Genomic DNA, 21,500 nt, shown 5'->3' with positions numbered 1-21,500 from the left:
ATCCTCCTTTACTCAGATACGTTCCTTATGACCTTGTTTAGCCGCCGGTCCAATTTCTAGCACCGCCAATAATCGACATAACTGCGGGTAACTAAGCGGGATCGGTCGCCCCATCAGTTCAAACACGGTAAGCATGCGCCGGTATTGCTCGACCATAGGTTTCAGCGGCGAACATTTTTGATTGTGCGAGAACTCGCTGAAAACCATCATTTCAACCGTGATAATTTTCAGTGCTTCAAGATACTTGGACTCCTTGGCAGAGGAGAAACCACGAAACGCATGTTCAATATCATGCAGTTGATGTTTTTGCTCTGTTGAGAGTCGGTACCATGAAGCGTTAAGTAAACTAAAAAGCTCTAAAACATCGACAACAAAAAGGACGTATTTGTATGGACTGATAGCATCCTTCTCATACAATACGTGCTCCTCTGAGTCGTCAGATTTTTTTAATCCATGATATTTAAAGAAATATAAAAACCTCGCATTGAACCAGACAGAGTTTAATTCAGAAATCCCCTCCGTATGTTTTCCAGCACTGTCGACGTTGTAAAATGCTGCTAATACTTCTTTTATTTTATTTAGAATCATATCTGTACCACCGTGACAATAAAGCTATTATCCAAACAGCCTAAATACGACACTAATAATAATCATGATAAAGATTTCGCAAAGATCCAGAAATTAAAAAACACCACCAGCATGGATAAATCAACATTAAAACATTAATTATAATGTGGTTATATAGCTAATTTCTTTTTCATCAATAGCTTAAAATCAATTAATAACCACCGTGTATTCATGGTTAATATGCCCACGGTTTTACGCAACAAAATTCATTATTAGTTTCGTGATCTTAATCACAAAAAATATTCATCATCACTCATATAACCTGACTACGATTAGGTTGAAGGCAACAGTGCAACACTGTTTAACTTCTGAGAATAACTAAAAGTGCTCGAGGATGAATTTCATCATCTAAGCGTCAGTTTGAGGAAGGTTACTATGTTTCTATTCAAAGACTTAACCACCAAAGCGTGGTGCTCACTCATCTCATTCCTACACTGCAATAAAGGCGCATCCGGTATCGAATACGCCATTATTGCCACCATCGCGGCGATTGCGATCGCACTGTTTTCGACAGGTGATGATAACATCGCAGCGCGCATTGAAGACGTGTTAAACACCGTCAAAGATGCGCTCCCTGCCACTACAACTACTTCTCCAACAACCTAAGGCTAGCCGAAGATTAATTATCTTAGTTTGGTGATACGATGAGTTTATTCGCGACTTATTGCGGACTCTTGTTGATTGCTAGTGCCTACGATATAAAAACCCAGCGGGTGCCCGCACTGTTAATTGCGGTTTTAATGCTGGCACCCGCTTTAATTCTTTATGGATTAGGCAATTTTACTTTCAATCACCAAGTTCTGCTTTCCATCATTTTTACGTTTCTGATTGTTTTTATTGGATACGTTGCGTTTGGTTTTGGTGGCGCGGACGGAAAAATATTACTCGGCATTTCATTTATATTACCGATAGATGTAATGGCAATGTTTTTATTGGTCTGCTTGTCGATATTCACGATTTATTTTACCGTTTTTTTTGGAAGGAAAAACGAAGCCCCTTTTGTTCCGGCCATCGCAATCACCGCGATTGGATTCAATTTTGTCACGGGTGTGTAGGAATGAATATGTCGCAATCGATAACAAAATTAAAGAGGCAAACGGGCTCGGTGGCCATTGAGACGGTTTGCCTGCTGCCCGTTATTATCGTTTTGCTGTTTGCCGTGATCCACTATTGCATGATTTTCTTTGCCGCCAGCATATTCGACCATGCGGCGAAAGAGAGCATTCGCCAGTCAATGGCGTTCGTCAGTGAGGAGTGCTATTTCAGCTACCACAGTTGCTCCGGCGATGAAGTACTCAACCAAGTGACCCCCACCATACGAAACAATGCGGTGATGGTTATCCAGGGCTTTACCCACGGAGAAGGAAACAACCCGGGCACGCTGTTCGGCATTACTCTGCCGGCGGCAGAGCAACTGATACGCGTATCAACCATAACCGATCCCGCAGGTGGTTCTGAGGTCTGCTGTCAGGTATCGATTGTCCTAGATGGCTACCGAACGACCCCATTTCTACCGATCGGTATCATTGATGGTCTGCTTCCTGGAGACGCTTCCGTTTTTCCCGACCAGATTGTCGGCACTGCCGTGCTTAAGTTGAACTAGGAGCCAGCTATGAATCTAACCCACAACAAAGTCAAAGCACTAAAGTTGGCGTCTGTCGTTCTTTTCGCCATCGCGCTGATCGTCGTGCTTATTGGTGTGCTGACCGCACCCAAAACCAAGCCGCAGCCGTCGCAATCGCCTGCCCCTTTATATAGTGCCTGGGTATTTGATCAACCCCTTGATCAAGGGACGATGATCGCGTCAGAGATGCTCAAACAGGTGAATACTCCGCAACACAGCCAACGCTACATTCAGAACAAACAATTTGTTGTTGGGCGACGCCTGAATCAATCCGTAGACGTTGGCGACTACGTAACCGATGATCTGCTTGCTCCTGACCGGCCAGTCATCGACGACCTTCCGCCTCATCATAGAGCGATTGCGATCAAAGCGGGTGAAGTCTTAACCGTCGGAGGCTACATTCAGCCAGGTGATTATGTGGATGTGATGCTGTTGCTCAAACCCAATCGAGAATCTGGCACCAGTACAACATCGAGAAAAATCGCCTCCAGTCTCAAAGTGCTGGCAGTGGGAGATCTTCAATTAGGCACAGACAGTGACAACCGCGAGAATCATGCCAAGTCTGTGGTTCTTTCGGTGCGGGAAGATCTGGCTCCGACGATTTTGCTAGCCGATAGCAGCGGTGAACTCAGACTCGCGGCAGTAGGCAGCCAAGAACTGGCTTTTGAGCAACCATCCAACGATTTGGATCCAGCGTCACTGTTGCAAACCGTTTCATTAACACGCCAGCCCAGTGCAACCACAACAAACACACTGGTGGCAGAACTCAAACAGTTTGAGCCGCCGAAAAAAGAGACTAAAAAAACATCTAAGCCCGACCCCGCTCGTCAACGTGTCGCTACACGCACCCGATACGTCGAAGTCATTCAGGGTAATGAGCGCTCTGTCGTGAAAGTACCTCAACAATAAGGAATGTTGTCTATGAGCCTACACAGACTGGTTGTATTATTTTTGCTCATGTTACCGTTTGTCTCTCAAGCGGCAGAAACCATTATTCTTAAAGAGCATGCTCAGCAAAGTATTCACATCCCAACAGGTGACCTGAAACGAGCCGCTATCGCCACACCGGATATTGTCTCACTCACTGTACTCAACGACAAAACGCTATTACTCACCGGTCAACAGATCGGTTCAACGACATTGAACGTCTGGACCACAACTCAGGACACACCGTTAGAATACATGCTCAAGGTTCAGCCAACTGCCGTTAGTTACAATAATGTTCAGGTTCAAACCGACATTAAAGTGGTAGAAATCAGTAAAAGCGCGTTGAAACAGGCAGGTTTTTTCCTTGGCCGGCAAACTGGCAATACAACATTTGGCATTGGCAGCAGCTCTGCTTTAAATGGCGCTTCATTTGGCGGGGAACTCTCCTCCAGCAGCAACTTTTTATCTCTGAGTGATGCGTTTAATGTGGTCATTGGCGATGTATCAAAAGGGATTTTAGGGACCATCAGCGCACTGAATGCCAATGGTTTCGCCTACACCTTGGCTGAACCGAGCCTCGTTACCCTGTCCGGGCACACCGCGACCTTTTTAGCCGGCGGTGAATTCCCGTATCCGAGGTCTTCCAATGATGGGGATATTTCCATCGACTTCAAAGAATTTGGCGTGAGGTTGAACTTGTCTCCTACCGTGATGGAGGACAACCGCATCATGTTGAAAGTGGCCCCCGAAGTCAGTGAACTCAATTACAGTAATTCCGTCAGTACCGGCGGTGTTCAGGTACCCGGAATTAGCGTACGACGCACCGACACCACGGTGCAACTTGGTGACGGAGAGACCTTTATTATCAGTGGATTGATCAGCAGTACTACGATGAAAAATGCCGACCGCTTTCCTGGCTTGGGTGACATCCCGATTCTTGGCGCCTTTTTCAGCTCCAGTCGCCTGGAAAAAAATGACAAAGAGCTGATGATGGTCGTGACGCCCCACTTGGTACGCCCGATTGCAAAAGGCACCACATTACCACCGCTACCGGGAGAGATTTACCGCAATTACCAACCGGACTTTTTCAAGATGGTCTTCATGCATGCAGAGCCAGAAGATCTTCCCAGTGACATAGGATTTTCTAAATAACTTTGGCCCGTGCTGATTCTCTTTCTAATAATCAGCTAACGCAGCTTCAGGAGCCGTTTATGACGACAATCAACTGGTTGAATGCCTTTAAAAATTCTGTCTGTCAGCCTTTAGATTTGGAGTTAAAGGCCGACTTACATAAGTACGTGCTTGAGCAAATGGAAGATGATGGTGTCCTGTTTGGCCTCGCCTCTGATAGCCGCGAGAACCTGATGCTGCCGGTCATCACGTATATCCAGCGATATTTAATCAAAGAACATATTAGCCAATCAACACCACTCGACACTCTGGCCGCAGAGTTAGTCGATGAGATGCTAGGTTATGGCCCGATCGAGAACTTACTCAAAGATCCATCGATCAACGATATTCTGATCAATGGCCCGAAACTGGTGTTCGTCGAACGCGAAGGCCTGTTGGAACAAGTGGATCATCACTTTCTCAACGACGAACACGTTATCAGAGTCATTAGAAAAATGCTCTCCCCGCTCGGCAGACGGATAGATGAGTCCAATCCAATGGTTGATGCTCGTCTTCCTGACGGCAGTCGTATTAACGCCATCATTCCGCCTCTGGCCCTGGATGGCCCTTGCCTCTCGGTGCGCAAGTTCAAACAGGATAGCTTAACGGAACAATACCTTCTGGATAATGACACACTGTCACCCGACATGCTGGCTTTTTTGAAACGCTGTGTTGCATCACGCCTGAATATATTAATCAGCGGAGCGACCGGATCAGGCAAAACCACGTTGTTAAATATTCTCAGTCAATATATTTCGCCACATGAAAGGGTTGTCACCATTGAAGATGCAGCCGAACTGCAGTTGCGAAATACCCATGTCGTGCGTCTTGAAACCAGACCACCAAACTCGGAAGGCAGCGGTGAAGTGACCGCGCGCGAGCTGGTAAAAAATGCTCTGCGAATGCGACCTGACCGTATCATTTTAGGCGAAAGTCGTGGCGGTGAAGTGCTGGACATGTTGCAAGCCATGAACACAGGACATCTGGGATCCATGAGCACCTTACATGCCAACTCACCACGAGATGCCCTGCTCCGATTGGAAATGATGGTGACATTGACCGGTTTTAATTCCAGTGAGAACTTCATCCGAAAAGTGGTTTCATCCGCGGTCGACATGGTGATACAGATAAGTCGCCTGCCGAATGGCAAAAGAATTGTTTCAGAAGTGGTGGAAGTCGGCGCGGTTGAAGATGGACATATCAAAACTCATAAGCTTTACGAATATACACAAAGGACGTTTAAGCCAAGTGGCATCCCGACCAATGAGCTGCAAATGAAGCTTGAGGAGCAGCTATGGTAAACCTCTACCTGCTGCTGAGTCTGGGAATCATGGCAGTCGCCGGTGTTTGCTATGCCTTAGCCGCCTACGTCCAGAAGAAACAGGCCACGCAAGAAAGTCACACAACGGAACTTGAAACCAGAGTGCGTCACGAAGGCCCGCAAGCGTACGTAATAGAGAAAGCCCAGCAGATGGGATTTAGCCAGTCATGGTTAAAAAATGGCTTGTTATTATTACTCATCATTAGCGTCAGTTTCATCGTGGGACGAATGTTTGGTAGCCTGGCTTTTGTGATCAGTTTCGTCACCTGTCTTTTGATCGTTACATTCTTGGCGCGCCTTCGTAAAGCCAAAATGAGATTACGCCTGACACAACAACTTCCCTCTTTTATCGATCAGGTTCATCGCCGTATCAAAGTCGGATTGACTGTACCACAAGCGGTAGACCAGTCAGCAAAAGTGACCACCAGCCCGCTCAAAGACGTACTGCAACGCGTCAATGACCGCAGAGCAATAGGCATTGAATTACAACATGCTTTTATTAAAGAGAGTCAGATTACCGGCGTTCCGGCATTGCGGTTATTGGGCTCGATATTCAGCATCAATACACGATACGGCGGCAGTATTACGGACTCCCTCGACAGCCTGGTTAAATTGCTCAGGCAGCAAGATCTGAGCCGACGTGAGCTTAAATCGATCACCGGAGAAACCCGAATAACAGCCTGGGTTATCGGATCCGCGCCAGTATTGGTCAGTGCCTACATGCTGACGCAGAACCCAGAGCTGTTGATCAATATGTGGTACTCAGAGACAGGTCGTCAGGCGTTACTGTTTGGTATCGTCCTGCAGCTATCGGGCATCGTCGTGATCTGGCGAATGTTTCGTAGTTTATAGCCAATGTGAAATGTCTACAGCCAAGGAAAAGAGCCATGACTCAGACCTATTTTGTACTGTCAGTGGTGTTAACGCTTTGCGCAGGGATTTGCCACTTGATCGCCATTCGCCAGGAGAAGTTACTGCTTGAATCTGACGAATCGATGGCAGTGACACCAAAGACACAATCTGTGCGCGAGCCATTGATGCAATATTCGCTGCAATGGTGGCGAAAATCCAAACAAGATCATCAAAAATCTCTGTCCGACATTGTGCTTGCCATGCGTCAGGCCGGGTATATCAGTGGGCGGCAGCAAGTGTTGTGTCTGTTCAAGATGTTCATCATCTGGTCCGGGCTGTTTTTAATTTTTACCGGCCAACAGTACCTCTTTTCCTCAACCATGCAGCGCACCTTCCTGTTTTATGCCTTATTCATGGCACTAGGCGCGTTACTGTCGCTCTACTGGTTCAAAATTCAGGCACGAAGACGAGCACGACGAATTGATGAAGAAATGCTGACCACGGTGCATATGATGGCCATTCTCTGGCAGGTTGGCCTCTCGTTGGAAGGCCTGCTCAAAGCTTACCTCCAAGAAGCGAAAGAACTGACCCCTGAGGTCAATAAGGATATAGAGCTTATCGTGGCTCGCATCGACGCAGGTCAAAACCGCGAGATCGTGTTTAATGATATGGCGCAACTCACCTTATCCAGTGGATTCCAGGACTTTCTGACCATGTTATCGCAAGCAGCAGCAACCGGCGGTGGTTTAAAGGAATCGTTCCAATCCCTGGCGGAGTTGATATATCAGCACAAACGGGTCGAATTGCAGGAAAAAGTGACCAAATTATCCGGAAAAATATCCATTGCCATGATGGCGCTGATGTTTCCCGCTCTGTTTATTGTTCTCGGTGGTCCGGCAGCCCTGGCGCTGATGGCAGCCTTTGGAGGTTAAATGAAGTCTTTATTGGTGTTGATTCCTTTGATATTGGCAGGCTGCTCATCCAGCCAACAACCCGTTGAATATACTCAATCGCCAGGTGCGTGTAACGAAAAGTTATCTCAATCGCAGGGGATGAAGCTGTCGATGGCCCAACAAGCTTTTTCTAAACAGCAATACTATTCCACTTTGGCGATGCTAAAGAAAATGGAGACGACATCCGTCAGCCAGTCCGCTTTGCAGGCCAAAGCTTTGCTGAAAACGAGCCAATGGGACGAGGCCAGTAAAGTATATGATCGCTTGTTGGATACCTGCTTGAAAGGTGAGGCAGCACATGGGCTCGGTTTGATTTCCGCATACCGGCAAAACTACCAACAGGCCGGCAAGTGGCTGCGACTGGCCGTCGATGTGGAGCCCGATAACTCGGCGATCCGCAACGATTACGGCTTCTTCTTACTACTTAATGACGACACAGACGCGGCAAAAAGAGAGTTTTTAACCGCGTTAGAGCTCAACCCAAACAATCACCGTTCGGCCAAAAACTTATGGCTGGCTTTATCACGCGACAATGATCGTAAAGGCGCGCAAAGCCTCATCAAGCGATACGGCTGGGGATATAAAGAAAATCGGGAGTTAGTCACTGCCCTGCGTAGTTTTAATCCATTAAGTCGCGAGGAGACGGAACAATGAAAGCACTTTTTCTTTTAGTTAGCGTAATCACGTACGCATCCGCAACGGTTGCACAGACGTTACCGGCCAAACCACAGAAAGGTGAAGAAGTGACAGGCCAGCAGACGCGTATCTGGCTGCAAATCCAGCGGCAAAATATGCTCGCAACCAGCCATAAAGATACACTAACGCCCGAAGCGGCGAAGGCGACCCAGCAACGTGCTGAAAAATCGTTTTCGCACGCGATTCCGGAAAAATTCATTAAGAACGATTTCGGAGAATAATCATGGCGAAACGCGATCAGTCAGGCGCCATCACTTTGTGGCTTTCGGCTGCCTTACTCAGTTTGGTTATCTTTACTTCCGTCGCTATTGATACCGCACGCCTGGCTTTTCAGCGTCAGCAACTGCAGTCTATCGCTGATCTTGCCGCCTCGGAAATCGGGCTCAACAACCCTTACTTTATTCAGTCTGAAGGTGCCTCAAACCTGACCACGATGCTCTCGGACAAATATAAGGATCAGGTGGACAGCCTGACCGTTCAGAATGGGTATGCCACCATTCAAAACAATCGCTGGGTCATCGACACCAGCACTGCCGCGGTCGCTAATGGCTACCCGGCATCTAAAGTTGTGGTCACCAAAACGGTTCCCCAAAGTATGATTGCCGGCGGGTTATTCAACGACAATGAAATCACCCTGATGGCAGAAGCTGCAGTCCAGAAAGCAGGTATCATCAGTTTTGGCATTGGCAGTAAAACCCTCAGCTCAACAGACAGAGGGATCTTGAATGGATTGCTGGGCGGACTGCTAGGCACCAGCCTCAATTTAGGCGTAGCCAGTTATGAAGGCTTAGCGAACACCTCATTAAAACTGGGCAGTGTCCTTGACGCACTGGCACTTGATCTCGGTTTAGGCTCACCGCAGGAAGTACTCGAAACCAACATATCTCTCCTGTCCGTGCTTGAAACTTACCTCAATGTCCTGGACAACGGCGATCAGTTTCCGGATGGACTGAACATCATTATCAACCAACTTGCTCTGGTCGAAAGTATTCCTGACATTGTCCTGGGGGATGTATTCACACTGAGTGAAAACGGAACTCAGGGCGCGGCACTGGAGACATCGCTCCGTGCACTGGATTTAATTAAAACCACTATATTTGCTGCCAATAAAGACCATTTTGTTAATATTCCCGCTCTTTCTCTTGGTGTCCCGGGCATTACCGATGTAACAGTGAAAACCCAGATCATCGAACCGCCGCAGTACACGGTTGCAACACTACCGGTAGTTGAAGGCCACGAACCAACCGCAACAACCTCTCAGCTTGAACTAGGTCTCACTGTTTCATTGTTGCAAGAAGGGCAGAATAGCGTTTTAGATTCACTGCTAAATATTTTAGATAATCCTATTCTGGGATTAACACTCAAAATCGACCCCATTGTCGTCAATGTTTCCGCAGCTAAGGCAAATGCTACACTAACAAGCGTGACTCGAACACAAGAAGAAATGTTGGGAGAAGTGAAAGCTGAAAGCCCGCTAGTTGAAGTGACCGTTCAGCCTGTCGCAATTACCGCCGGGCTTACTGTCTTGAGCATTCCCATAAACTTAGGATTACAAGCTGAAATTAACATCTTCAACACCAATCCTGAATTAACTTCATACACGATCCCGATACCAACACCGAATGATTATCCCGAACAAATTTCTGCAAATCAAAATTTTGATATTGATGTGGGGGTTGGCGTTGTATTGGGTAACAGTACAGTAGTTACGACAATTTTAAATTCTATTACCTCCGGATTGGAAGCTGTTCTTAATCCATTATTATCCAATATTATTTCTAGCATTTTAATTCCGATCTTAAATACACTTGGCGTGCAAGTCGGAGGTGCAGACTTATGGGTAGATTCCATCCAGGCATCCTCACATGGTTTGATTCTTTGAATTTAGCCATGCAGTGACGTGTGAGCTACGGCTATCACCCTTAGTATTACGGTCAATCATTTGAATGATTCAAAACTACCACGCAGCAGCAAGTCAAGTTGGATAGTAGAATGGATAACAATATGATTCATAGTGTAAAAAGATTAAGTGAAAGTCAGTGTTTGCAAGAAACACTCATCCCCATATTTGAATATGATGGCCAGTTCTATCGCTTTAAAGTTCAAGGCGAAGTCGTGTTATCGCTGCAAGGCTCAGTGATTAAGCATAAGGAAGCTGAAAAAATTTATCTGGCATTACTGAAAGCGATGGAGTTAACGTTATCGATAAAATAGGTAGATCTATATAACATGGGGCCAATAACAATATATTGCTAATTGTATGATTAACGCATCATAATTCTTTTTCCACACGTCTGGCACAAATAAATTTCTTTTACACCGAATATTGTGTGCCAAAATCTACGCCGAACTTTCTTTAAGCTGTCGAGGTGACGACAATTCATCCTAACCTCCTTTGAGAATGACAGTGTGCTGGATTTATTCCCACATAGGTACTTATTGCTTACCTGGCAAAATAGATAACGCGCCAGACATAACCACTTGGTTTCTGCCCAAAATTTGGCGTTATAATCCGCTCTTTTTAGTACCTATTCTTAACGAAAATCACCAGGTTAGAAATATCACGCTAATACTTAATCAAACTTGTATTTCTAACCCATCCAATTTCTATATCAATTAATTTTACAAAATATGAAATTAAGTATCAGGCCAGAAAGCAAAGGATATATTGACTGCCAATCAATATATCCTTTTGATATTTCAAATCTATATCTATTTGATTAAAAAGTTTTTATTGTTGCACTTGGTATTTAAATGCCGGAATCACTATTTCTACGCGGCGGTTTTGCTCACGACCTTCTGCCGTTTTGTTCGAAGCAACCGGGCTGCTTTCCCCCTGACCAGTCGCTTTGATACGATAAGCTGCAATGCCTTTTTCTTCCAGTACTGCGGCCACGGCCTGAGCTCGTTTCTCAGACAGCTTCTGGTTATAGGCCTCAGGACCACTTGAGTCAGTATGGCCTGTTACTTCTACTTTCGCCTGCGGGTGCTCTTTCATGAATATGACCAGATCATTGAGTTGCGCTTTTTTCTCAGCACTCAGCTCTGCGCTGTCATTAGCGAAAGTCTTACTATCCAGACGCTGGAACTCAAAGGTTTTGGTCACAATTTGTGGCTCAGGTGCAGGTTTTGCTACGGGAGCTGGTTTCACAGGTGCCATAACTGGAGCAGGCTCTGCACTGCCCCCCGAAACGGTAAACCAGGCCTAGCGTGGTTGTGTGCGCTTTAGCACGTACAACATCATTATTGATATCACTCAGGTATTGATACTCAAGACGAACACCAAGATTGCTGGTTGCTGCATATTCCAGACCCGCAGCACCTAAGTATGAGTAATCCGAAGAATTCCCGTAGAATACCCGTGCACCACCAACTTTACCGTACAGATCGAGCGCGTCTGTCAGGCCAACGCTCAATTTGGGCGCAATGGTGAATGCTTCTGCGGTGTCACGATAAATACCCGCGCCATTAAATTTCCCCAAATAGTCGTACCCCCCCTCCAGTGCCAGCCAATCGGTGAGGTTATAACCGAGTAAAGCTCCTGCCGTCGTACCATCCAAGTCACAGGATTCCGAATTATGACACGCGTCATCAAGCCAGGTTTTACCGACTTTAGCGCCAACATACAGATCTGCCATGGTCGCCGTTGATGCGACTAACATGGACGCGGATACCATTGCTGTTAACTTTTGCATAACTATTCCTCACGGTTCATTATTGTGATCGTAGGACTCGCGACTGAAACCTATAAATGGAATTTTTGACAACTGACTGACCATTAAATCGCAAACCTCATCATTCACTATAATAAACAATTCAAAAAGTTGCCTAATAGGTAAGAGGTTTTCTAATCAAAAATGCACATTAACGATGATTAAGTGTATCCAAGGTTTGAACCAGCATTACGGAAAATACAGAAGAATAGCTTGGGAAATAATAGACACTAACTATCTGATTCTAAAAATCAACGCTGTGACATGATATTTTTAACCAGTCACATCGAAAACGCTCTTGAATGAGGAAGGCGTATAATACTTACGCAAGTGGATCGCATTTCGCGAATTTTTCATCAAAGCAAATAAAACTGATTATTGTTTTAAAAAAGTGACTTACTTCAACTGTCATCAGGTGAAACAATGCCGGTGGCAACTCCGCTTGCTGCCGTGCTCACGAGCTAGCAAGAAAGTAAGGCTGGTTAGCTAAACAAGGATAGAGATTGGTACCTTGTTGTTTTCTTGGGCGGACGAATTAATCGCTAACCAGCCTAAAGTGAAGATAACAGATTAAACTGTCATTGAGCTGACATATTGATAATCATCAACTCATCATCCACAACGGAATGACCGAGCGCATGAGTAGTTTCTGAGTCACACCACCAAACACTTTTTGATGAAGATTTTGGTGAGAAAAGGCACCAGAAACAATCAAATCCGCGTTCAACTCCGATGCGACCTCCAACAGTTGCGCGCCAGTTTTTCTACTCTTATGAGCAAAAGCAAGACACTCCACCTCAATCTTATGCCGCGCAAGATAACGAGCCAAATCCACTTGAGTCGGTTTCTTTGACAGGTATTTCTCACTGGTGACCACCACCACTTGTTTGGCTTTTTTGAGTAATGGCAGCGCACTATTCACTGCGTTGGCTCCCGCATTATCGCCATTCCATGCGATCATAATCGTTTCGGGAGCGAAATGGGTTTGTTTGCGAGGCATAACCAAAATGGGTTTGCCTCCATGATTCACTGCCGCCTCGAAGCTGACACTGGTTTGCCCATTAAGCGATTGAGGAATAATGATTAAATCAGAGACTTTACCCCACTCTGCCACGACCTCACCACGATAACCAAAGATATCATGCCAATTGGCACTGACAGCATCAGAGCCGCTGATTTCATCATGAATACTATATTGAGTGCGTAATTGCTCAAAGCTCTGCTTAGCCTGCGCCATGTCATCATGAACGTAATCACGAACCAGCTTATCGATCTGGTCGTAAAATTTTCTTGAGACTAAACGGCGCTCACTGGGCATTAATTTTTCAGCTCCCGTTTGAGCATGCAATACGTCTAAATGTGCGTTGAAAAATTGGGCGACACGCAGTGCGCCCTCTAATCGCTGCTCGCCATCTTCCTGAGAAGCAAATGGCATGATTATCGACCGGATTGACATTGAGCTCTCCTCCTAACCTAATGGCCATGGTAATGATACGGATTCTTGTAATAAGCCCGTTGGCAACTCCAGCATCATGATATGAGTCAGGCCAAGCAAGAATGACGATGCCGCCGCCGTAACCGTTAATGACCTCCACAAACTCATTCCTGCTTTGTTCATTAGGAACAGACAGAAGAAGAGCACAATTGAAATAACGTATCCGACTAAATAGCTACCAATAATCAGTGCAGCCAGCCAATACACATAATGCATGATTGATGCTGTATTACTGTCATAAGCATACCCTTGTACATACTCATTATCATAACAGACCGGAGAACCATCTGGTCTTGTCAATAGTTGCACAACCACAATGGCCGAGAGTAACCACATTCCCGTTGCAACAACGATAGGGAAAATACCGCCAAGGAAACTGCGCTGATAACCGTCATAAATACCGTAGGCAAAAATCAAGTTGATCATCACTGCGAACAAAATTTGAGGTTTGCGACTCGGTGCTTGTTGAAGCTTGTTCTCATTCCCTTCTCCTTCATTACTTTTCTTCATATTTTGACGAATCATAAAGATTAGAGATAACAAAGTGATAGCACCAATGATCATCACTCCTGGACGAAGTAGAAACTCGATACCATCAAACTGAATGGCTTGATACAGATAGGTTTCCATTCCGGAAGAGAGAACAAAACCAATCAGAAAAGCAGGTCGTGGCCAGTCAAATCGCTTCATCAGGATCCCGAGAACCCCTATCGCAAGCAAAGTCACCAGATCAGCCAGATCACGGGTTGCCTGGAATGCCGCAAAGCAGATAACCATCACCATAAATGGAGCCAGAAGCGCATAACGTACCGTGGTTAATCGTGCCACCCAAGGTGAAATGAGCATACATGCCGCGGCGCCAAAGATATTCGCCAGAGCAAGGGACCAAACAATGGTGTAAGTAATATGTAGATCAGTACTTACCATCGCAGGACCAGGTTCAAGACCGACTAAAACCATTCCTCCCAGAAAGACCGCCATACTGCCCGAGCCGGGAATACCAAATAACAAAGTCGGGACAAGGCCACCGCCTTCTTTTGCGTTATTGGATGATTCAGGTGCAATAACCCCTCTTACATCACCGTGACCAAATCTCGGTTTATCTTTTGTTGTTTGTACCGCGTGACCATAAGCTATCCAGTCAACGACACTACCACCGAGACCAGGAAGTGCACCGATGATACAGCCGATAACACTACAGCGCAGCGCTAGCCATTTATTGGCGAAAAAGTCCTTAACACCAGAGAACCAACCTGACCCCAGCTTACTGGCATTTGCGATCGGTTTGTTTTGCCGCAACAGATCAATAATTTCTGGCAGCGCAAAAATGCCAAGCCCGACGACAACCAAAGGTATGCCATCCATGAGATAGAAATTATCGAATGACATTCGATATTCACCCGTTGCCGGCGCACTGCCAACACTGCCCAGCAAAATCCCCAAACCGCACGCGGATAAGCCTTTTACTAAGCTTTTCCCGGCCAACGATCCAACCATAGTCAGTCCGAGCAAGGTGAGCATAAAAAGTTCACCAGACCCAAATGCCAGAATGACCGGACGGGCGATCAAAACAAAGCCAGTCAATACTACCGCACCAAACAACCCTCCGAATAATGAGGCAGTAAAAGCCGCAGACAGAGCACGCGCCGCATGGCCGTTTTTAGCCATAGGGAAACCATCCAGTACCGTCGCCTGGGAACCGCTCGAACCGGGAATCCCCATCAATACAGAAGTAAAGGTATCTGAGGTCGGAATAACCGCAACTAAGCCAATCAGCATAGCGAGTGCAGAAATGGGCTCCATCCCATATAAGAATGGCAGCAGTAATGATAAACCGGCAATACCTCCCAGTCCTGGGAAGATACCTATTGCTAGACCAAGCAGCACGCCACCAAGCATATATATGAGGTGATGAACTGATAAAATTGTCTGCAAAGCGGTAAGTAATTCATTCAACATCCTTGAATCCTTATAATTTCACATTGCAATATAATAGTTAATAAAATTATTTATATTTACGCCTAACGATAATGTCAGAGTAAACCACCTATTTCTCTCAATATATTTAATAGAAATTAAAGTAAGTAATAAAAAGCTTAAAGCACAGTGTTATATTTATCCTTCAGCCATTTAGCAATCCACTTTTTACTTTCTTCATCCAGTGAAAGAATTGAATCCATCGCTTGATCCGCTTCAACACCTGTCAGCTGTTTATAGTTACCTAACACCTCATCAGCTCTTGTTTTAAAGTCTGGCACTTCAACCAGTTTATTCATCGCATCACGCCAAGCCAGTTTAATATCTTCTGGGGTTGACTTAGGCAATAAGAACACCTTCTGAGCCACAAATCCGGCCACGAAGAAAGACTTCCACACGTTGAAACCCTGTGAAGTCGCCTCATCACCTTTCGCCATCTGGTACACTTCACCGAAATGCGGGATGTCAGGAAAGTTAGGATCACGTTGCAGTTTGCCTTGAGCATCGATCACACCAAAACTGAACAAAGGAACCGCTTTACCTTCTTCAACAAGAGGCACAACTTTTTTCAGATACGCTGAAGTGGTTTGTGAATCCAGATTCACTTCACCTCGTTCAAATGCCAGTCTGCCTGCACCGCGTCCTTTCATACCGAAGACGGCTTGCACATCCGCACCGAGTAAATCCAAGGCGAGTAATGGCACGAGGTCGATGCTGGTTGCACCCTGGCTTGCGTATTTGAACTCCAGCTTGTCGAGATTGTTAACAAACTCCTCGGCATTGTTGATTCCTTCGTTGGCTGAAATATACACAACGCCTCCGGTTGGTGTTGCCAGTACCGCGCTCCAATCCTTATAGTCATATTGAACCCGGCGGTCACCAAGCAAATAGGTATAGTGGGTTGATGCAGAACTCGCCAAGATATCCAAACCATTGTCGTTGGCTCGTCGAGCAAACTGGTTTGCACCTTTGGTTGAGCCACCGCCAGGAACATTTTTTATCACCACGACAGGTTCACCTGGCAGCGATTGAGTCATGTAAGGGCCAAAAAAACGAGCCCAAGTATCGGTCCCCCCTCCTTCTTTGTAAGGGACGGTCATTTCAATACGTTCGCCTTCGAAACTCACTGATTGCGCATTCACTTGCGATGCCAGACAAAATGTCATAAACGTAGCAGATACAATCTTACTGCTGATCCGTAACACGGTGCGATTCATAGTATTGCTAAGCAGCATTAGTGCCTCCTTAAATTCTTGTGGCTTTATGTAGTGTTAATCGCGGCAGTGCGATAGGGTCACAGTAGGGGGTCAAACTGTCACCAAACTGACACACCCACAGCTTATTAACAAACTTGCTACATAGATCTCGGGATAAATGGAATGTGCTGTACGCCGACACGCACAACTAAGCTAGATAGACATCGCCTTTAAACAGCGGTCTTGCGGTCCGCACTAACGCCGCCTGGGCAATCACAGGTTCAGATTCACCTTCAAGAACGGTAATCTTTACTTCAATTTTGCCACTCGGATGCTCAATGATGACCGAGCCCGCAGAGGCTTTGGCATACTGATGCGTGACTGTGCCTTCAATCAGGCTGGCTGCGCCGACGCAAATCGCGCCGGTCACCGCGTGACTGGCATGACAATTGTGAGGAACAAGATACCGAGAAGTTATTGTACCGGTATCATGAGGAGGAGAGACAATCGCAACTTTAGGTATCACGCTACCGCGCACATCACCCAAGCCCATTTTTTCACCTGCTACAAGGCGAATCGCTTCAATCTTACTAAGTAACTCGGTATTACTATCGATCTCCGCTTTCGATTCGTTGCCAATTAAGCCCAGAGCCTGCGCAGGGATGTGAACCATGGGAACAGCAGCATCAATGCAACTGACCTCAATGCCATGAATTATTTCTTTGACAGAACCTGTCGGAAAGAGTTTACCCGTTTTAGCGCCGCCAACATCTAAGAAATTAAGCAGCACCGGAGACCCAGAACCGGGCACACCATCAATGGCTGTCGTCCCCTCAAACTGCAGTTGTTTATCCGGCGTTTCGGCTGTCACTTCAATAATCGTATTGGTATTAATATTTTTAACACGTACGGTTGTCGTGCCTTCTGTCAGTTCGATCAAGCCTTTTTCCGTAGCGAAGGCGATAACACCGGATAAGATATTTCCGCAAGAAGGTCTGGTGTCAACGACTTTTTCTTCTACGCCGACTTGGGCAAAGAAATAATCCAACTGCGCATCGCTGGATTCAGATCGAGAGATGATACCCACTTTACTCGTTAATGTAGTACCACCGCCAATGCCATTAATCTGCTGCGCGTCACCAGATCCCATGACTTTAATCAGTAATTTATCTCTCTCATCAGGGGATTGAGGTAGATCAGAGGCGAGAAAATAAGCCCCTTTTGATGTACCACCGCGGATCAACATACAGGGAATAGATTGGGGAAATGTCATTTTTAGCTCCTTACCATTAGACCCACTTTTCCAGTCCTGGAAAAGTGGCGGTATCAAGCTACAAAATGAACCTGTCAATTCACTGACTCATGACTGACTCACAGTCGTAAACGTTCAGTCAGTCATAATTTTTCAGTGCATTTTCCCATTCGGTAGTGACGATCTCGTGTTTACTTTTATCGGCGAACACAAGTAAACGGACGTCCAGAGGCAAAGGCTTGAGTTGCTCAGCATATTGTTGTCGTAGAAATGAGGCTGAATTGACGCTATTTATATCCGAACGTATCGGTGGCATATTCGTGTATTGTGCCATTGTCCATTGCCCGGATGATGACAGTAAATAATCAATAAACCGTTTTGCGTCTTGCTTGTTCTGAGTGGTGCGATTGATAAGAGCGGTACGAATAATCACCGGCGTATAATCTTTCATTGCGGTAATGGTGACATTAGCGCGCTGATCTTTCCAACTGTTTGAATATGAGCCTAATATATTATAAGCCATGGCAATCTCGCCATTGCTTAGCGCCTCTAACATCTCACGTGTGCTATTAAAAGTCCGAGCATTATGATGATTAAATAATTCCAAAAATTGTCCATAATTACGAGCCTGCTGTCGTTCAAAAGACCAGAATAAATAACCAATACCCACTGAGCGTATATCATAAAGTCCTATTTTTCCCATGAGCTCGTGACTGTATCGCCGGATGAATGAAAGCAATTCAACTCGATTAGTCGGGACTTGTTTACCCTCTAAAAAGGCATTATTAAACACAATCACAGCAGGCTCAAAACTGACACCAAACAGCTCATCACGCCATCGGCTCCAGTCGGGTAATACAACAAAACTCCCGTCTTCACTCGATCTTTCATGGTGATACTCAAGTGAATAGCCATCATTAACCAAGCCCAGTTGCAGGTGCATCGCTGAGCTGATGACGACATCCGGTTGAGGAAGAATCTTCTGGCGTACATATTGGTCAAGCTTTTCACTCGTCATCCAGCGATAGCGTAGTTCGATGTTCGGATTACGCTGAGAAAAATCATCGAGCAAAGGTTGCATTTCCGACAAGTAAGCTGCCCCAAATACCCTAACAATGCGCGGATTCATTTGATTGGCGCAAACATTATAAGTACTGAAGCCAAATACTATGATTAACAGCATCGTACGAAAAGCTTTCATTGAATCTCCTCCCATTTTCTGTACGGAAATTGTATCTCTACCGTTAACCCTTGTGGAATCGTGTCATACAACACTAATCTGGCATGATATTTCTTAGCCACATCTGCGGCGATAGACATACCGAGTCCAGAGCCAGTTTGCTTATTTCCTGAAGTACGATAAAACCTCTCAAAAACATACGGCTTGTCTTCATCTTTTATGCCAATGCCGAAATCTCGAATCAAGATAATAGCCTTAGTTCCACGGCGCATCACTTCAACTTCAACCTGACTATTCTCCGAAGAATATTTAATCGCATTCTCTATGAGGTTAGACAGCATCTGCTTGAGTGCAAACTCATCACCTTTGATTTGATATTGTCCACTGTGCTGAAAACTGAGTCCTATATTGCGTTTTAATGCGTTGATAGCCAGTTCACGGCAAACCGACTGCACCAGCTGATTAATATTAATGCTGGTTGGCTCCAGGCTCTGAAAGCGATGTTTAATGGTGGCATGATTCAAAAGCTGTTCGATAGTTCTTTCTAAAATGCCACACGCTTCTAAAACACGATGCAGCGAATACACCGTTTTAGGGGATGTTTCCCGGCTTAACATCAACTCAACCTGAGAGCGCATCCCCGCGACCGGCGTCTTAAGCTGATGAGCTGCCTCACTGGTAAAGTTCTTCAAATTGATTAACGTATTATCCAACTGGGACATGAAGCTATTAATTGTTTTAACAAGATTGATGACTTCCTCTGGCCCCTGCAGATCGATGGGAGTCAGATCAATATTCGAACGTTGAGATATTTTTTGATTAATCCGCTTGAGTGGTTTGAGTACTTGGGTGATTAAAACAACAATGACAATAATGATACAAAGTACGACACCAAATATCAGCTTAGAAGCCGTATCTGACAAGGTTTGCTCCCAATTTTTTCTCGCTTCTGTCGTTTGTCCGATCAATACATACACATGATGTGGTCCTTTCCTGGTGTTGATCACCCGACCAACCAAGGCAAAGCGTACATGCTGTTGTTTGAACTTTAGATCAAAGAAGTGCGGAACCACCTCTAAATTAAGAGGGTTCGCGTTAATTTGAGCAATTACAATCTGTTCGGATAACAGAGATTGGTACCCTGTGACATACTCTCGCTGCCTCGTTGTCACCAAATAAAACACCTTGTCACGCGGAGAGTCGGCCAGGCCACTAAAGGCTGAAAACGGCAGATCAACACTCAATTCCTCACCGTCTAAGCGAACTTCATCCAAAATTTGTAATGCGGCATACGCAAGCGGGCGATCGAAGGTGTGCTGAGCGGTTTCATAAGCAAAACGTTTGACTGCCACCATAAATATTAAACCGATGAACAGTAATGCACTGGTGGAATAAGCAAGTAAACGAAAGCGAAGGGAACCTGTTGATATAGGAAGGCCAAACATCATGCTGGCACAGCTAAAACATAACCCAACCCTCGAAGAGTTTTAATCTCTACATCGCTATTCGCAAGTGCCCTGCGTAATCGCCCAACATAAGTTTCAATAGCATTTTGGTTGGGCGGATTATCATAGCCATATAAGTGATCAATAATTTCTTCTTTACTCAAAACTCGATTAGGGTGAGTAATAAACACTTCAAGCAGACGATATTCCCGCTGTTTAAGCTGTATATTTTCTCCATTAACTTTCACTGTCGCCGTGACTGAATCAAAACTAAGATTACCCAACTCTATTACATTATGATCATTGCCACGACTACGCCGAACAATACTTCTGCAGCGTGCCTCAAGTTCGCCTAAGTCGAAAGGTTTACTTAAAAAATCATCCGCGCCGAGATCAAGTAAATTAATTCGGTCGAACACCTGTTTTCGCGCAGTTAGAATCAGGATAGGCGTATTTGAAAGTTGGCGGATTTTTTTAGTGATTTCTTCTCCGCTTCGTTTGGGTAAATTAAGGTCTAAAATAATCAAATCATACTGTGTGTGACTGATCAGTGAATAGGCAACATCACCATCATAAGCACAGTCTACGCCATGGCCAAGGTCATTGAAGCGTTGCTCTAATGACTCACTGATTAATCGATCATCCTCAACAATTAAAACTCGCATTGCTCTTTTTGACTTCCCTGAATAGCAAATGGCTTATTCAACTCATATGATAATGAGTAAAAAGTGCCCAATACCGACATCACATATCGGCCGACCACGCTAACGTGTCAGCCAAGGCGCAAATTTACACTAATCTTACTCATTTACGCACCCATGCTCACTTATTTTTAACCTTGATCACACATATAACAATTCTATCAAAAGAAATGCATGTCGGTGGTAGATGAGTGAGCGACTCGAAGCCGATCACATTAGTTTCATGAATAAATTAACATACTGTATTAATTGTATTTTAATTTAATAGGTCGACATTTGATGCTTCAATGAAATGGCAATCACAGCATATCAGAAGAGAAAGAGTATCAGACAAAAAGACACCGAAGCTTGCATCCATACGGCATTGAGCA

General features: G+C 45.3%; 20 protein-coding genes and 1 pseudogene. 12 read left to right on the top strand and 9 right to left on the bottom strand.

Annotated elements, in window-relative coordinates; genetic code table 11:
• Positions 1-12: 12 nt before the first annotated feature.
• Positions 13-588 (bottom strand): YfbU family protein, encoded by a 576-nt coding sequence (locus tag KNV97_RS08710; protein WP_136482971.1) that lies wholly within the window; start codon positions 586-588, stop codon positions 13-15.
• Positions 589-1,002: 414 nt separating this feature from the next.
• On the opposite strand from KNV97_RS08710, the gene KNV97_RS08705 reads away from it, so the two are divergent.
• The 12 genes from KNV97_RS08705 to KNV97_RS08650 all read left to right on the top strand — a co-directional run bounded on the left by KNV97_RS08705 (position 1,003) and on the right by KNV97_RS08650 (position 10,384).
• The gene (locus KNV97_RS08705) at positions 1,003-1,233 is read left to right on the top strand and encodes a Flp family type IVb pilin (RefSeq protein ID WP_136482969.1); all 231 of its coding nucleotides are present in this window, start codon (positions 1,003-1,005) and stop codon (positions 1,231-1,233) included.
• Positions 1,234-1,271: 38 nt separating this feature from the next.
• Complete coding sequence (locus KNV97_RS08700; RefSeq protein ID WP_136482967.1) at positions 1,272-1,682, top strand: prepilin peptidase; 411 nt, start codon at positions 1,272-1,274, stop codon at positions 1,680-1,682.
• A 2-nt stretch (positions 1,683-1,684) separates the two neighbouring features.
• A complete protein-coding gene (locus KNV97_RS08695) occupies positions 1,685-2,230 on the top strand; it encodes a TadE family protein (protein ID WP_240798111.1) in 546 nt (181 codons plus the stop codon).
• A gap of 9 nt (positions 2,231-2,239) precedes the next feature.
• Positions 2,240-3,160, top strand: coding sequence for a Flp pilus assembly protein CpaB (cpaB, locus tag KNV97_RS08690; RefSeq protein ID WP_136482965.1), 921 nt, complete (start codon positions 2,240-2,242; stop codon positions 3,158-3,160).
• Positions 3,161-3,208: 48 nt separating this feature from the next.
• Entirely contained in the window at positions 3,209-4,330 is a 1,122-nt protein-coding gene (locus tag KNV97_RS08685) for a type II and III secretion system protein family protein (RefSeq protein ID WP_240798110.1), read from the top strand.
• A 59-nt stretch (positions 4,331-4,389) separates the two neighbouring features.
• The gene (locus KNV97_RS08680; RefSeq protein ID WP_136482963.1) at positions 4,390-5,649 is read left to right on the top strand and encodes a CpaF family protein; all 1,260 of its coding nucleotides are present in this window, start codon (positions 4,390-4,392) and stop codon (positions 5,647-5,649) included.
• Complete coding sequence (locus KNV97_RS08675; RefSeq protein WP_136482961.1) at positions 5,643-6,521, top strand: type II secretion system F family protein; 879 nt, start codon at positions 5,643-5,645, stop codon at positions 6,519-6,521. The genes KNV97_RS08680 and KNV97_RS08675 overlap by 7 nt, the downstream gene beginning before the upstream one ends.
• Before the next feature lie 95 nt (positions 6,522-6,616).
• A complete protein-coding gene (locus KNV97_RS08670) occupies positions 6,617-7,453 on the top strand; it encodes a type II secretion system F family protein (RefSeq protein ID WP_240798109.1) in 837 nt (278 codons plus the stop codon).
• Positions 7,454-8,128: a tetratricopeptide repeat protein gene (locus KNV97_RS08665; protein WP_136482957.1), complete on the top strand. Its 675-nt coding sequence runs from the start codon at positions 7,454-7,456 to the stop codon at positions 8,126-8,128. It begins immediately after the preceding gene.
• A complete protein-coding gene (locus KNV97_RS08660) occupies positions 8,125-8,391 on the top strand; it encodes a DUF3613 domain-containing protein (RefSeq protein ID WP_136482955.1) in 267 nt (88 codons plus the stop codon). The genes KNV97_RS08665 and KNV97_RS08660 overlap by 4 nt, the downstream gene beginning before the upstream one ends.
• 2 nt (positions 8,392-8,393) lie before the next feature.
• Positions 8,394-10,052 (top strand): pilus assembly protein TadG-related protein, encoded by a 1,659-nt coding sequence (locus KNV97_RS08655; RefSeq protein WP_218562901.1) that lies wholly within the window; start codon positions 8,394-8,396, stop codon positions 10,050-10,052.
• A 110-nt stretch (positions 10,053-10,162) separates the two neighbouring features.
• A complete protein-coding gene (locus KNV97_RS08650; RefSeq protein ID WP_136482951.1) occupies positions 10,163-10,384 on the top strand; it encodes a hypothetical protein in 222 nt (73 codons plus the stop codon).
• Between the two features lie 517 nt (positions 10,385-10,901).
• On the opposite strand, the pseudogene KNV97_RS08645 reads toward KNV97_RS08650, so the two are convergent.
• The 8 genes and pseudogenes from KNV97_RS08645 to KNV97_RS08610 form a co-directional block, all read right to left on the bottom strand.
• Positions 10,902-11,865 (bottom strand): annotated as a pseudogene (locus tag KNV97_RS08645) (OmpA family protein).
• Positions 11,866-12,487: 622 nt separating this feature from the next.
• Positions 12,488-13,318, bottom strand: coding sequence for a universal stress protein (locus KNV97_RS08640; protein WP_256612689.1), 831 nt, complete (start codon positions 13,316-13,318; stop codon positions 12,488-12,490).
• Positions 13,319-13,351: 33 nt separating this feature from the next.
• The gene (locus tag KNV97_RS08635) at positions 13,352-15,337 is read right to left on the bottom strand and encodes a tripartite tricarboxylate transporter permease (protein ID WP_218562900.1); all 1,986 of its coding nucleotides are present in this window, start codon (positions 15,335-15,337) and stop codon (positions 13,352-13,354) included.
• A 137-nt stretch (positions 15,338-15,474) separates the two neighbouring features.
• The gene (locus KNV97_RS08630; RefSeq protein WP_218562899.1) at positions 15,475-16,590 is read right to left on the bottom strand and encodes a Bug family tripartite tricarboxylate transporter substrate binding protein; all 1,116 of its coding nucleotides are present in this window, start codon (positions 16,588-16,590) and stop codon (positions 15,475-15,477) included.
• Positions 16,591-16,759: 169 nt separating this feature from the next.
• Positions 16,760-17,824: a 4-oxalomesaconate tautomerase gene (locus KNV97_RS08625; RefSeq protein ID WP_218562898.1), complete on the bottom strand. Its 1,065-nt coding sequence runs from the start codon at positions 17,822-17,824 to the stop codon at positions 16,760-16,762.
• A 118-nt stretch (positions 17,825-17,942) separates the two neighbouring features.
• Positions 17,943-19,004 carry an ABC transporter substrate-binding protein gene (locus KNV97_RS08620; protein ID WP_240798108.1) on the bottom strand — a complete coding sequence of 354 codons (1,062 nt, stop codon included), beginning with the start codon at positions 19,002-19,004 and terminating at the stop codon, positions 17,943-17,945.
• Positions 19,001-20,431 (bottom strand): sensor histidine kinase, encoded by a 1,431-nt coding sequence (locus KNV97_RS08615; RefSeq protein WP_218562897.1) that lies wholly within the window; start codon positions 20,429-20,431, stop codon positions 19,001-19,003. The genes KNV97_RS08620 and KNV97_RS08615 overlap by 4 nt, the downstream gene beginning before the upstream one ends.
• Positions 20,428-21,093, bottom strand: a complete 666-nt coding sequence (locus KNV97_RS08610) for a response regulator transcription factor (protein WP_218562896.1) — start codon at positions 21,091-21,093, stop codon at positions 20,428-20,430. The genes KNV97_RS08615 and KNV97_RS08610 overlap by 4 nt, the downstream gene beginning before the upstream one ends.
• Between the last annotated feature and the right edge of the window lie 407 nt (positions 21,094-21,500).

Origin of the sequence: Vibrio ostreae, assembly GCF_019226825.1 — a bacterium.
GTDB lineage: Bacteria > Pseudomonadota > Gammaproteobacteria > Enterobacterales > Vibrionaceae > Vibrio > Vibrio ostreae.
This window is presented reverse-complemented; position numbering and strand designations above follow the sequence as displayed.